Origin of the sequence: Roseivirga spongicola (assembly GCF_034376045.1) — a bacterium.
Taxonomy (GTDB): domain Bacteria; phylum Bacteroidota; class Bacteroidia; order Cytophagales; family Cyclobacteriaceae; genus Roseivirga; species Roseivirga spongicola.
This window is the reverse complement of the sequence record NZ_CP139724.1, coordinates 1,900,367-1,913,710: the sequence shown is the minus strand read 5'-3', so window position 1 is coordinate 1,913,710 and position 13,344 is coordinate 1,900,367. Positions and strand designations below refer to the sequence as shown.

At 41.6% G+C, this 13,344-nt stretch carries 12 protein-coding genes; 2 read left to right on the top strand and 10 right to left on the bottom strand.

Translation table 11 applies throughout. From position 1 onward, the window contains the following. Positions 1-264: 264 nt before the first annotated feature. Positions 265-666: a methylmalonyl-CoA epimerase gene (gene mce / locus T7867_RS08440; protein ID WP_068218062.1), complete on the bottom strand. Its 402-nt coding sequence runs from the start codon at positions 664-666 to the stop codon at positions 265-267. Between the two features lie 124 nt (positions 667-790). Here mce and T7867_RS08435 point away from each other — a divergent pair, with 124 nt between their 5' ends. Together T7867_RS08435 and T7867_RS08430 are read left to right on the top strand one after the other, a co-directional pair. After that, entirely contained in the window at positions 791-1,201 is a 411-nt protein-coding gene (locus T7867_RS08435) for a hypothetical protein (RefSeq protein ID WP_245660217.1), read from the top strand. Further along, entirely contained in the window at positions 1,201-1,527 is a 327-nt protein-coding gene (locus T7867_RS08430) for a HesB/IscA family protein (protein WP_068218056.1), read from the top strand. The genes T7867_RS08435 and T7867_RS08430 overlap by 1 nt, the downstream gene beginning before the upstream one ends. A 177-nt stretch (positions 1,528-1,704) precedes the next feature. Here T7867_RS08430 and T7867_RS08425 read toward each other — a convergent pair whose 3' ends face one another. The 9 genes from T7867_RS08425 to murI form a co-directional block, all read right to left on the bottom strand. After that, positions 1,705-3,591 (bottom strand): amidophosphoribosyltransferase, encoded by a 1,887-nt coding sequence (locus T7867_RS08425; protein ID WP_068218053.1) that lies wholly within the window; start codon positions 3,589-3,591, stop codon positions 1,705-1,707. Between the two features lie 9 nt (positions 3,592-3,600). Continuing rightward, positions 3,601-5,115: an NADH-quinone oxidoreductase subunit N gene (locus T7867_RS08420; protein ID WP_068218050.1), complete on the bottom strand. Its 1,515-nt coding sequence runs from the start codon at positions 5,113-5,115 to the stop codon at positions 3,601-3,603. Next, positions 5,115-6,809: a complex I subunit 4 family protein gene (locus T7867_RS08415; protein WP_068218048.1), complete on the bottom strand. Its 1,695-nt coding sequence runs from the start codon at positions 6,807-6,809 to the stop codon at positions 5,115-5,117. The genes T7867_RS08420 and T7867_RS08415 overlap by 1 nt, the downstream gene beginning before the upstream one ends. Before the next feature lie 3 nt (positions 6,810-6,812). Then, positions 6,813-8,945 carry an NADH-quinone oxidoreductase subunit L gene (gene nuoL / locus T7867_RS08410; RefSeq protein WP_068218046.1) on the bottom strand — a complete coding sequence of 711 codons (2,133 nt, stop codon included), beginning with the start codon at positions 8,943-8,945 and terminating at the stop codon, positions 6,813-6,815. Further along, on the bottom strand, positions 8,942-9,229 hold the full coding sequence (nuoK, locus tag T7867_RS08405; protein WP_245660215.1) for an NADH-quinone oxidoreductase subunit NuoK: 288 nt from the start codon (positions 9,227-9,229) through the stop codon (positions 8,942-8,944). Before nuoK ends, nuoL begins: the two co-directional genes overlap by 4 nt. Positions 9,230-9,233: 4 nt before the next feature. Next, complete coding sequence (locus tag T7867_RS08400; protein WP_068218039.1) at positions 9,234-9,761, bottom strand: NADH-quinone oxidoreductase subunit J family protein; 528 nt, start codon at positions 9,759-9,761, stop codon at positions 9,234-9,236. Next, on the bottom strand, positions 9,762-11,084 hold the full coding sequence (locus tag T7867_RS08395) for a 4Fe-4S dicluster domain-containing protein (protein ID WP_221405969.1): 1,323 nt from the start codon (positions 11,082-11,084) through the stop codon (positions 9,762-9,764). It lies immediately after the preceding gene. Next, entirely contained in the window at positions 10,967-12,064 is a 1,098-nt protein-coding gene (locus T7867_RS08390; protein ID WP_273275957.1) for a complex I subunit 1/NuoH family protein, read from the bottom strand. The genes T7867_RS08395 and T7867_RS08390 overlap by 118 nt, the downstream gene beginning before the upstream one ends. A 128-nt stretch (positions 12,065-12,192) precedes the next feature. After that, positions 12,193-12,999, bottom strand: a complete 807-nt coding sequence (gene murI, locus T7867_RS08385) for a glutamate racemase (RefSeq protein WP_068218033.1) — start codon at positions 12,997-12,999, stop codon at positions 12,193-12,195. Positions 13,000-13,344 lie beyond the last annotated feature (345 nt).

Below are 13,344 nucleotides of genomic sequence, written 5' to 3'. Positions count from 1 at the left end.
CTATATTCAGGGGGCAAAGATACGATTTCAGTTTGTGAGTTTTAAGTTTCAGGTTCAAAGTTCAATTAGACTTTGATATAAGTAGAAGCCTAAAGTTGGGATTTGGAATTTGTGCATTGGAATTCCTGAATGTGACCCCTAAATCCCCTTAAGGGGACTTGAGCTTCATCAATTCGAAAAGCTTCAACACTCACCCTCCCGAAGCCTCGGGAAGGGCTGGCTATCACCTTATTCGATATCCAACATTAAACATTAAACATTAAACTAACCAGCATCTTGGCAGAGCTCAATCAACACTCCGTTGGTAGTTTTAGGATGAAGGAAGCAGACCAACTTATTGTCGGCACCGCGCTTAGGCTCTTCATTAAGCAGAGTAAAGCCTTCTTCCTTAAGTCTTTTCATTTCTGCGCGAATGTCTTCTACATCATAGGCTATATGATGAATCCCTTCGCCTTTCTTTTCAATGAACTTTGCAATAGGGCTATCTTCTTTAGTAGCCTCAAGTAGTTCAATCTTATTCGGACCTATTTGAAAGAAGCTTGTATTCACGCCTTCAGAATCGACCTCTTCAATTTTGTAGTGGGCTCTTCCAAAAAGCTTCTCAAATAACACATTAGATTCTTCGATGCTTTTTACGGCAATACCTATGTGTTCTATCTTTCTCATTTCGTAGTTTTTAATCAATTGGTTTTCATTGGTTATCTTTGCAGAACGCTTGAACTTAATAGGTAAGCAACCTGTTAAGTAAATCGCTTCAATATAGTGAAAGAAGCGCTTTAACCTGACAATAATGATGACAACAGGAACGGACATACACGTAGAAAGTGTTAAGCTCCAAAGAAAGATTGAGAGCTACTTGGGCATACAGGGCAGCGAGTTAAGTTTTGAATTTCAGCAAATTGAAGGCAAAACTAAACTAGATTTGATTACCATTAACCCAAGACACAACCAGTCGTTTTTGTTTCAGTCGGAAGTTGGGGTTGATAAGCTCGATGCATTGAAGAAAATGTATGAGTACGTACAGTCTTACAAAGACAAGTACAGCTCTTATACCATTCAATGGATTGCCAAAGGTGATAATGAATTACATACTTCTTACTTTAGAGCAAGCAATATGTACGATGCCCTAGACAAGCTGTACTACGGCAGAGACATTAACACCATTACAGTTTTTAGTGTAGTATTAAATCCAGTAGCATAATGATAACGGTAACAGACATAGCAAGAGAGAAAATTATTGAGCTACGTAGCAAAGAAGGCAAAACGGACAATCATAACATTCGTGTAGCTGTGCAAGGTGGTGGCTGCTCTGGCCTGATGTATGACCTAGAGTTTGACGCAGAGATTAGAGAAAAAGACGAAGTGTTTGAAGACAAGGGAGTAAAGATTCTTGTCGATAGAAAAAGCCTACTATACCTACTAGGCACCACGCTCGACTTCTCTGATGGTTTGAATGGCAAGGGCTTTCAGTTCGTGAACCCCAACGCTTCTAGAACCTGTGGTTGCGGAGAAAGCTTCTCGGTGTAAGGTAGAATGATAAATTTTGAATGATAAATGAAGAGGCTGTCTCATAGGGGACAGCCTCTTTTTATACTTTCAGCTTTTTAGACAGGACTTCGGGTTGTTCCTCCTTCTAAATATCGGTTCTACCAGTCTAAATACTTAAGTCTCGGTACTTTGTACTTAATATTCTCTACCCAATGACTAATACGCTCTTACCGTCTTACCCTCCATAAAGTTAACGAAGGCCTTATTCACCACTCGCATACCTCCATTAGTCGGATAGTCTCCTGTAAAGTACCAGTCGCCTTGGTTTCCAGGGCAAGCCTTATGCAGATTGTCTACCGTTTGATAAACCACTTCTAGCTCAGCCTTTAACCCTTCAGGACGAATAATTTCTGTGATTTTAGCAGAAATCTCTTCTTGGGTGAACTGGTTATACAACTGCTGAACGTAGTTAGCCTGATTGTCAGAGTCTAGATTAGCCAGAATCTGGTGGTAAGCTTCATCGAGCAAGTTTTCTTTGTACCTGTCTTTAAGCAGTTGAAGCATCGCTCTGAAAGCAACAAACTCCCTGATCTTACTCATATCGATACCATAGCAATCTGGGTATCTGATTTGAGGCGCTGATGAAACAACAACAATTTTCTTAGGCTCTAACTTGTCGAGCATGGTTAGAATACTCTTCTCTAGCGTAGTACCCCTTACAATAGAGTCGTCAATAACCACCACTGTATCAACACCCTTTCTAATCACCTCATAAGTAGTGTCATACACATTGGCCACCATATCGTCTCTACTAGCGTCATCGGCAATAAAGGTTCTCAGCTTGGCATCTTTGATTACCAACTTTTCAACCCTTGGCCTAAAGCTCAACATCTGATCGATGTCATCTAAAGAAGGTTTCTTATCAATAATTACCTCTTTCTGCTTTTCCATGAGGTAATCATCCAGCCCCTGCATCATTCCTAAGAATGAAACCTCAGCCGAATTCGGAATGTAAGAGAATACAGTGTTCCTTAAGTCGAAATTGATAGCCTTGAGAATCTGAGGCACCAGTAACCTACCGAGTTGTTTTCTTTCCTGATAAATTTCAGGATCGTTACCTCTAGAGAAGTATATGCGCTCGAATGAACATGCCTTTAACTCCTTTTGCTTCATAATTGGAGTCTCGTCATACTCACCGTTTTTGTGAACGATTAATGCATGACCTGGCTGTACTTCATTGATCTTATCGTAATCGACATTGAAAGCCGCTTTTATTGCCTGCTTTTCTGAAGCTACTACAATCACTTCATCATCGATGTATTTGTAAGCAGGACGAATTCCGTGCGGATCTCGCACTACAAAAGAAGCACCGTGCCCTAACAAACCAACCATAGCATAACCGCCATCGAAGTCTTTGAAAGAACGCTTAAGCACCCTTTGAAGATCCATCTCATTTTCAATGATTTCGGTAATCTCAAAGTTGTCCTTCTTCTTTTTATACTTATCGAAAATTCTCTGATTTTCTTCATCGATAAAGTGACCGATTTTCTCCATCACTGTCACCGTATCGGTTTTTTCTTTGGGGTGCTGACCTAGTTCAATAAGTAGCTCAAAGAGCTCATCAACATTGGTCATGTTAAAGTTACCGGCCATTACCAGGTTACGGCTTCTCCAGTTGTTCTGTCTTAAGAAAGGGTGACAGCTTTCAATACTGTTTGCACCGTGAGTACCATAACGTAAGTGTCCCAACCAAGCTTCACCAGTGAATCCCATGTTGTTTTTAAGCCACTTAGCACTTTTAGGGTTATAGCCTTCCTTCTTCTTCGCCTTGTTGAACTTCTTAGCAATTTTGCCAAAAATCTCTTCTACTGGCTCCGAATTGATGGTTCTATACCGGCTAATGTACCTTTTGCCTGGGTCTACCCCCATCTTAATATTGGCTACACCAACTCCATCCTGCCCACGATTCGACTGCTTTTTCATCATGACGTAAAGCTTGTTTACGGCATAAGTGGCCGAACCATACTTATCTATGTAGTATTGAAGGGGTTTTCTTAAGCGAATGTGGGCTATACCACACTCATGTTTAATAGGCTCAAGCATGTTAACTTTTCAAAACACAAAATTAATACTATTCAATAGGTCAACAAACCAATCGGACCTAAAGAATAATAGGAACAAAGGCAAAACCAAGAAAGTGCCCCAAGCCATGTGCCACCTAAAACCCTCTTGCTTTGTAATTATTTGATCTCCTGTTTTGAAGAAAAGCAGATAAGGTATTCGGATATAGTAGAATAATGACACCACCGTGTTAAGCAAACCGAAGATAAAAACCCACAAAATTATTTGATCGCCAGTAGAAACATAACCTTCATAAACGGCAGAAAACAGGAACAACTTTGCATTGAAGCCTGCAACAGGCGGCAAACCTGTGAGAGAAATCATTACAACCAAAAGCAGTATAGCTGTATAAGGCATGGTTTTTCCCAAACCTCTGAAAGAGTCGAAGTTTACCGAACCCGTAGCATTCTCAAAAACCTGAATAAGGTAAAATGCAGCTAGGTTCATGATCAGGTAAATAAACGCATAGAAAACAGTTACCTCTATACCAGCCCTATTGAACAGCAAAACGCCAGACAGCATAAAAGCGGCATGGGCAATGGAAGAATAGGCCAGCATGCGTTTGGCATTGCGCTGCCAAAGGGCAGAAAAATTACCAATTGTCATTCCGCCTATGGCTAAAATGCCTAGCCACTGCTGCCAATTAAAGTCAGTAGTTTCTGTAGATGAAATAAGCCTAAACAGCACAAAAACAGCAGCCAACTTCGGTACAATTGAGAAAACCGTTACTGTTGGCATTGGAGCCGACTCGTATACATCTGGTGACCAAATATGTAAAGGGAATGCACCTAACTTAAACAGCACACCGGCCAAAACCATAAAGATGGCAATGTTAAGCGTGAATGGCTGTGCAGCATTCATTCCTACAATAAACGTATCTGTATTGATATCTAATGAACCCGTGAGCCCATAAAGCCAGCTCATTCCGTAAAGCATTACCGCAGAAGCCGCAGCTCCATAAAGCAAATACTTTAAAGCAGCCTCTGACTTCTTCAAGCCTTTTCCTAAACCCGTGAGGAGGTACGAACTAATAGAAACCACTTCTATAGAAACATAAATCATTAATAAGTTCGAACTGGCCGTCATCAGGAATGCCCCTAAAAGCAGACCAAACAAACTGACCAACCATTCACTAGAGCTAAAATATTGCTGAGCATATTTCTTGGATTGTGCGGCCATAATAAGAGCAAACAAAGCCGTAAGGGTAAAGCCAATTTTAAACAGGTTTGCTCCTGAGGAAACAGTAATCAGCCCTACGAATAAATCTTTTGCTTCAAGGTTCGGCACAAAAGAAAGGCATTGTGCCACTAGCAAGAATGACAACACTGAGATGGAAATAGCAGCTATTCCTACCTCCTTTTTATTCTGAAAAATCAGATCGAAGAGAAGCACCAAAAGCAACCCAACAACTAAAGTGATTTCAGGCCATAAAAAAGCTACACCTTCAGTAAGCGACTGAAGTTGCTCCTTTAATCCATCTGCCATTTGCATTGCTGCTCCAACCATCAAATAGAAGCTGTTAGGTGATCGATGAATGATTCAACTCCCGAATTAATTAAATCAAGAAGCAGCGAAGGGTAAACACCAAAAGCGATAATTAGAATTACCAATGGCACCAGCATTAAGTATTCATGAATGGTTAGATCCTTTAGTGCGGGAACCCATTTCTTCTCTTTCACCCAAAACTTACCCAAGAACATTTTCTGGAAAGTCCAGAGGTAATATCCTGCAGCTAAAACCAGCCCTAAGGTTGAAACCACGGCCATCCACGCAGGTATAGCACCAATCACTGAGGCAGACTTAAAGGCTCCCAAAAACACAAACAGCTCTGCAATGAATCCACTAAAGCCTGGCAGACCTAGTGAAGCAAAGAAGGCAATTCCTACGAACACGGTATACTTAGGCAGCTGATGAGCCAACCCACCGTAATTCTCGATCATACGATCGTGAGTTCTATCATAAATGACTCCCGCAATAAGGAAGAGCATAGAAGAGATTAGTCCGTGAGAGAACATTTGGTAAATGGCCCCGCTCACTCCTTCGCTTGTCATAGCTGCTAACCCAAGCAGTACAAATCCCATGTGAGATACTGAACTAAAGGCAATCAGCTTCTTCAAATCTTTCTGAGCCAAGGCATTCATAGCTCCATAAATAATAGAGAACATCCCGATGAACCCTATGAGCCAAGCATAATGGAATGCGGCATCTGGGAACATGGCATAAGCAGTTCTTATCAATCCGTAACCGCCCACTTTCAGAAGAATTCCAGCTAAGACTACAGACAGAGGTGTTGGCGCTTCTACGTGTGCATCTGGCAACCAAGTATGGAAAGGGAAAGCAGGAAGTTTAATAGCGAAACCAATAAGTATAGCCAAAAACGCAATCCATCGAATGGGTTGGCCGAATAATGTTCCTAAACCTGATTTATCTAGCAAAGAACCTGGAATGTAATTCGCAGAATCTGCCATGTGCAGCATATTGAAAGACTTCACTACTTCTGTCTTGTCAATTTGTCCTTCTAACACCATTGATTGGATATCTGAGATAGCGTATTCGGCCATGCTCAAACCAGCCATTTCTGCCGTCTTTATTGGGTCGTATACTGAATTATACAAGCCAATCATAACGATCAGAATTAAGATAGAACCAGCTAGTGTGTAGAGGAAGAATTTAATAGCTGCATATTCTCTTCTTGGCCCTCCCCAAATTCCAATAAGGAAATACATAGGGAGCAGCATAAACTCGAAGAACAGGTAGAACAAGAAGAAATCTAGTGCAACAAAACAGCCTAGCACAGAAGTACAAAGCAGAAGGTATAAACTAAAATAGGCCTTCTTCTTTTCTTTGATATTCCAGCAAGCAATAGCACCAATAAAAAGGACTATTCCCGCCAACAGCACCATACTTATGTTTAACCCATCTACTCCTAAAAAGTAGTCTACCGATAGCGCCCCTAAAGAACCAAGCTTCAGACTGAACCAAGACGCCTTCTCCATCATTTGCAGATTTCCTTCACCAGAAATCTCTGGCACCAGTGCTCCATTAAATGAGGTGACAGCAAATAGAATCAAGAGCAGGGTTAGGCCTGTCGAACTAATCGCTAGTACTCTATACAAATGTTCATACGCCTTTGGCGTAAGCAAAACCAGTGCAGCACCAACTAGCGGAATAAATACGATATATGATAACAGATGCTCCATGGGCTAAACAACTAGCAGCAAAATTAAGGTTAATAAAAATATGAAAGTCACCAGAATTTGAGCCTGAATATTACCTGACTGAATACTTCTGGTCAATTGCCCCACTTTTCCAACAGAAGCGGCCGTCAGATTCACAAGTCCATCAACAAAAACCTGATCGAACCAGCGTGTAACATGGGCAATAACCACATTCAGCTTAGCCAAGAGATTAACAGCCTCGTCCAGCACGTACTGATCGAACCAAGCCAGTGCTCTAGACTTCGCCAATATGGCTTTCAAAAATATGTTCTGATAAAGTGAGTTCTGATACCAATGGTAGAATGAAATCTGACCCAGAACCCCAACAGGCTCCCTTCTTTCAATAAAAGTCTTCTCTAATTTGGCTCCTGGCTTGTACGATAGCCAAGCAATGAACAAACCCGCCAGTGCTAAAAGAATGGAAACAATATTCACCGTTTTATGAAGGCCGTGAAATGTTTCTTCAGGCACATCTAACAAACTAGTGGCTGCATAGCTTTCAGGCACCAGATACATTGGTGTTTTTAGTGCTTCCATCACCCAGCTATGGTCAGCGTTAAGCGTAAACCCAAATGGGAAAGTAAAAGACAACAAGGCGAAAATGACAGCAGGCACTGTAACCCACAAGTTCCCTTCTTTCAGTTTATTTGGGAGTGATGCATCTCCTAGAATTTTTGGTAATCGGAACTCTCCGAAAAAGACCAGATAAATCATTCTAAATGTGTAGAAAGCTGTAAGCACCACCGTCATAAAAGCCAAAACTTCTGGTATGTAGAAGCCTCCACCTTTAATATCTGCCCAAACCGCTAGGTCTAGCAAAATAGCGTCTTTAGAAAGAAAACCAGAGAAGCCTGGCAAGCCAGCCAAAGCCAAAGAGCAAATAACAAAAGCGAAGAAGGTGACTGGCAGCTTTCTTCTCAATCCGCCCATGACTCGCATATCTTGCGGATCGAATTTTTTTCCGCCTTTCTCCAAATGATGTAACTGGTGAATTATAATTCCTGCACTTAAGAACAACCCTGCCTTAAAGAAAGCATGTGTAATTAGGTGGAAAAGCCCAGCGCTATACGCCCCAACCCCCATGGCCAAAACCATATAACCCAGTTGAGAAATGGTACTATAGGCCAATACTTTTTTAATATCGAACTGAGACAACGCTGCAATGGCCGCCATAAAAGCAGTAACCGCTCCAACAATAGCCACCACCTCCAGTGCCTGAGCATCGAGCAGCACGAAAATTCTTGCTAGCATATATACACCCGCTGCCACCATGGTTGCCGCATGTATAAGAGCGGAAACTGGTGTTGGACCTTCCATGGCATCTGGTAGCCAAACTTGCAGTGGAAACTGTGCAGATTTACCAACAGCCCCACAGAATAAAGCAATACCTCCAGCACTCAGCCAACGGCCATCCATGCTGCTAATAACTTCTTTACCTCCCTGCATAAAATTCACCACCCAATTACCATCTTCAATCTCCGACATAATCATTAGGCTCTTTACAGCATCTAAATCGAGTGAATGGAACTGAGTGAACAGTATCATTAAGCCAGTGATAAAACCGAGGTCTCCAATTCTGTTTAAGATAAAGGCCTTATTGGCCGCAAGAGAAGCTGATTTCTTTTGGAACCAGAAACCAATGAGCAGGTAAGACGATACGCCTACTAATTCCCAGAAAATAAAAATAAATAGAAGGTCATTGAAGAGCACAATACCCATCATTGAGAACGTAAACAGACCTAGGTAAGCAAAATACCGTGGCTTATTGGCATCTGTGCGCATGTACTCTGTAGAGAAAATATGCACTAGCAAAGCCACAAAATTCACTATAAGCGACATCGTCAGTGCCAACTTATCTAAGTAGAATGAATACGTGAACTGATTCTCTCCAAGCTTAAACCAATTGCCTCTAATGGTTAATGGCTCATTCCAGAATACAGTAGCAAGATAAGCAGCCACTAAAAGGTTGCTGGCAATTATGGCCGAAGACCAATAAGGTGCCTTTCCCTTCATAAAACCTGTGGTAGCAAAAGAAAAAATAGGCAATATCAACAATGCCAGAATCCATGGCAGGTAAGCTGAGCTTTGGGGCGATATGATATCCAACAGATCTATCATCCCTTCATGGAGTTAATTTTATCTAGGTCAGAGGTCTTGAAGTATTTGTAGACCTTTACCACTATGGCCAAAGCCACTGCTGCTTCAGCTGCTGCAATGGTAATAACAAAAAGACTAAAAATCTGACCTTGCAAGGCTTGAGGGTCGAAGCGACTAAACGTAACTAAGTTGAGATTGGCAGAATTGAGCATTAGTTCAATGCCAATAAGTACCATAATGGCGTTTTTTCTGGTAAAGACCACAAACAAGCCCACGCAAAACATTAAAGCTCCTAACAGCAGCATGGTATTAAGCAGCATCTGTTCCCTCCTTTCTTGCGTTACCAGCTATTCGCACTGCTCCAATTAAAGCTACCAAAAGTAGTATACCTATCACTTCAAAGGCCAACACATAATCAGTCATTAGACTCAGTCCAAATGACTTAAGCTCTACTTCTTGCGAGTACTCTTGATCTACCCAAGGCAAATTGGAAAATGCTCCTGAATGAATTGATTGTATGAACAGGCCGAAAATTCCTGCTGATATCAAAAAACCAAAGAGCATTTGATACCTATCGGTTTTAAGTTTTTGCCCTTTCAACCTATGCGTTAGCATTATACCAAATACTAAGAGCACCAATATTCCGCCTACATAAACAAGAATCTGGGTAATGGCAATGAATTCGGCTCCCATGAAAACGAATAAGCCAGCTACTCCAATGAAAGTTAGAATGAGCGCAAAAGCAGCATAAAGTATGTTTCGGGTTACTGCAATAAAGAGCACCGAAAACGCTGTAATGCCAGCAAAGAAGTAAAAAAGTATTGCTTCTAACTCCATTTATTCTTCCTTATCGCTATCCGTGTTTTTAGGTTTAATCTTTGGTTTTATCACTGGCCTTGCAGCCTTTTTTGGCAGTTCCGTCTTGCTCTCTGACTGGTTAGCCTCGTCCTTTTTTTGCTGAACCTTCGGTTTCATTACAGGTCTTGGCTTAGACTTAGCTTCTTGCTCTTTAGGCTCTTCTGCAACCTTCTTGGTAGGCACCTTTGGTTTCACTACCACTTTGGGCTTAGCCCCAGGCACTTTCGGCTTTATCACAGGTCGCGGAGCCTTGTCTGAAGTTTCATTTGACTCTTCGCTCTCTTGCTTCTTCGGCTGAACTTTAGGCCTAACCACTGGTTTTGGCTTAGACTTTGGCTCCTGGCCAGACTCTTCTTCAGCAGCTTTTCCAGGAGACATTTCAGGCTTCACAACCACCTTAGGTTTTGCCCCAGGAACTCTTGGTTTGAAAACCGGTTTCGGTTTACTCTGAGATTCTTCGCCACTAGGTTCTTCACCTTCTTTTTTAGCAGGAATTTGTGGTTTCCCCACCACTTTAGGCTTAGCACCAGGCACTCTAGGTTTAAATGCTGGTTTGGCAGCTCCTACCTTTGGTTTCGCACCCGATGCTGCTTTTTCTTCCGGTACTACCTCTTCCCTTTTAAGCGCCTTGGCAGCCTCTTTCTGCTTATTAAACTCTTCCAATTCCTTCTTCTTCTGAAGAATCTCAAGAGGCGTCATATTGGCAAAAGGCACGTTATGCTCTTCAAAGTCGTATGCACTAAAGTCATACTCATCGGTCATTGTCAGGCACTCGGTTGGACAAACTGTTGTACACAGGCCGCAGAAGCAGCATTTGGCCATGTCGATGTTGAACTTCTCGGCATAAATTCTTCTGGGCGTTCCATCGCTAGTTTTCCCTATTTCTTCAACCGCTCTAAGAGGAATAATATCTATACAGTCTACAGGGCAAACTTTTGCGCATTTATCACAGACAATACAATCGTCAATTTCGTTGTGCAACTTGTAGCGGCCATGGTCCGGAACTGGTAGTTTTTCTTTAGGATATTGAACCGTAAAAATGGCGTTCTGCTTTTCAAAGTAATTATCAGCTTCAGGCACAATAGCTGTTCTTTGAGTACGCGCATCTTTCATGTGCTTGGCAGTTACCTTCAAGCCCGTTTTTAGCGTATCTACAGCAGTCCGTATGTTTCTCCAATAGCCCTTCATATCATCAGCAGCCTCCATACTGCGCTCAACAAAACTAAAAGAATTGAAGCAGGAGTAAGGTACTTCCAACTCAAGTTCATCAGTTGGTCTAGCCTTAGCCTTGGGTATGTCCATCTCACCCACATTTGCACTGCCACCAAAAACAAGGCTTTAGAAATCATCCAGAAAGCTCCCCAAAGGTGACCTGCCAAAGTCCCAGGCTCACCGCTGGTCCATTCTGCCAGTTTTACTGAACCGATATTTGGCAAAAAAGAATTCCAGCCACCTAAGAACAAGATTACGGCTAAGAAAGAAACCAGCAGCATCATACCATATTCCGAAAGCATGATTAACGCCCACCTAAAGCCCGAATATTCTGTATGAAAACCACCTACAAGCTCCGATTCGGCCTCTGGTATGTCGAAAGGAGCTCTGTTACTTTCAGCCAAAGAAGAGATAAAGAAGATGACAAAACCGATAAGCATCAGTGGCGACCTCAGTATGTTCCAAGTAAGAATGCCGCCTACATTTGTGGTTTCAATGCCAAGTGCTTTAATGCCAAAAAGATAATTCTCAGCTTCGGGATTAATCTGATTCCACCAAATACTCTGTTGATAAGTAATTTCTTGAAGATTGAGCGTTTGCGAAATCATAACCACACAAACCACCATTAAGCCAAGCGGTATTTCGTATGAAATAATTTGAGCCACAGAACGCATGGCACCCCAAAGGGCATACTTGCTATTACTCCCCCAACCGGCCATAAGAATACCCACCACATCTAACGACACGATGGCTAACAAGTAGAAAATTCCAATTTGTGCTGATGAACCCGCGAAGTCTGAAGTGAGCGGCAACACAGCAAAACCAGCAAAGACAGCCAAAAAGATAATTACAGGCGCTGGCTTAAAGAGTTTTTTATCAGCCTTAAAAGGAACAATATCTTCTTTCTGGATGAGTTTGAGTAAGTCGGCTACAGTCTGAAGCAGACCGTAATAACCAGTTTCCATCGGACCGTATCTATCCTGAATGAAAGCAGAGATTTTACGTTCGGCATAAACGGCAAAAACCGTGTAGATCAGTAGAAAATTAAGGAAAAATAGGAATGCGTACACGCTATAATTCTGCCCTTGGTTAATGCAAATAAAACACTTAATTCTCGGATGTGATAATCTATATCCTACCGAATTACTAGGTTATTAATTATCTCACCCCAAATTTAGTTCAGACACGCTAATTGAACCTACTCCCAGAGAATATGTTTTTCCAACGGCACTTTTCTTCCAAAGAAGAGCTCAGCTGCTTTTTCAAAGGAAGGCGTAATATCGGAAACTAAGAATTCATGGTCTTTAGAAAGCTTTTCAGCTGCAAGGCCTTCTGTCTCTAAATAGGCTTCTAGAGCTTTAGCAACAATTACCGAAGAATCTATTACTTCTATTGCTCCTCCGTAAAACTTATCAATTGCATCTTTTATGAGCGGATAATGAGTACACCCCAAAATAAGGGTATCAATACCTTCTAAAACAGAATCACTGAGATATTGCTCAATGATGGCTTCAGAGATGTTATTGTTATGAAAGCCTTCTTCAATCATTGGAACCAATAATGGAGTAGCCAAGGCAGAAAACTTGATAGAGGGATCTTTAAGCTTAAGTTGATATTCATAAACGCCAGAGCCCACCGTTTGCTTAGTACCAATTAGCCCTACATGTTTTCCTGCATATTTTTCAGCCACATAATTCACTACAGGATCTATTACGTTTAGCACTTTAGCCTTTGATCCTACATAGGCCTTTACTAACTCATAGGCTGCCGCAGAAGCAGAATTACATGCTATCAGTATAAGCTTGGCATTCTTCTGAAGTAGAACATCACAGATTTTAACCGAATAGGCCTGAATGGTTGCAGCAGACTTATCTCCGTACGGCAAATGAGCGGAGTCTCCAAAATACACTAACTGCTCATTCTTTAGCAAACGATAAACAGCATTAGCTACGGTCAATCCACCTAAACCACTATCGAAAATACCTATAGGATTATCATTCTTCATTGGTTGCTAAGATAACGCGAGTTTATCAGAACAGTATTTAAGGATTACAAAAAAGGGCAAACAAAACCCACCGCCAGATTGCACAATGACGGTGGGCTGTAAACTTAATTGATTGCTTAATCTATAATCAGTTCATGTCTTTTCTTTCGTTCAAAATTTATTCAATCAAGTAGCTTGATGGGAATCTTGGGCATTGACTCCACATCAATTGCTACCTGTTAAAACCCGAATACAGATTACTAGCAAAAAATGGAAGCGAACAAACACCTCTGCTAGGGTGGTTTAACTTTTGGTAAACACAATTCCTATCCATTCAAAGGCAGAGCCCATGAACTTCATTTAAAA

Bases quoted from the DNA above. Each gene is read 5' to 3' on its own strand.
- T7867_RS08400 (WP_068218039.1), bottom strand. From the start codon at position 9,761: ATGGAGTTAGAAGCAATACTTTTTTACTTCTTTGCTGGCATTACAGCG.
- nuoK (WP_245660215.1), bottom strand. From the start codon at position 9,229: ATGCTGCTGTTAGGAGCTTTAATGTTTTGCGTGGGCTTGTTTGTGGTC.
- T7867_RS08435 (WP_245660217.1), top strand. From the start codon at position 791: ATGATGACAACAGGAACGGACATACACGTAGAAAGTGTTAAGCTCCAA.
- T7867_RS08420 (WP_068218050.1), bottom strand. From the start codon at position 5,115: ATGGTTGGAGCAGCAATGCAAATGGCAGATGGATTAAAGGAGCAACTT.
- T7867_RS08430 (WP_068218056.1), top strand. From the start codon at position 1,201: ATGATAACGGTAACAGACATAGCAAGAGAGAAAATTATTGAGCTACGT.
- T7867_RS08415 (WP_068218048.1), bottom strand. From the start codon at position 6,809: ATGGAGCATCTGTTATCATATATCGTATTTATTCCGCTAGTTGGTGCT.
- murI (WP_068218033.1), bottom strand. From the start codon at position 12,999: ATGAAGAATGATAATCCTATAGGTATTTTCGATAGTGGTTTAGGTGGA.
- T7867_RS08395 (WP_221405969.1), bottom strand. From the start codon at position 11,084: ATGGACATACCCAAGGCTAAGGCTAGACCAACTGATGAACTTGAGTTG.
- mce (WP_068218062.1), bottom strand. From the start codon at position 666: ATGAGAAAGATAGAACACATAGGTATTGCCGTAAAAAGCATCGAAGAA.
- nuoL (WP_068218046.1), bottom strand. From the start codon at position 8,945: ATGATAGATCTGTTGGATATCATATCGCCCCAAAGCTCAGCTTACCTG.
- T7867_RS08425 (WP_068218053.1), bottom strand. From the start codon at position 3,591: ATGCTTGAGCCTATTAAACATGAGTGTGGTATAGCCCACATTCGCTTA.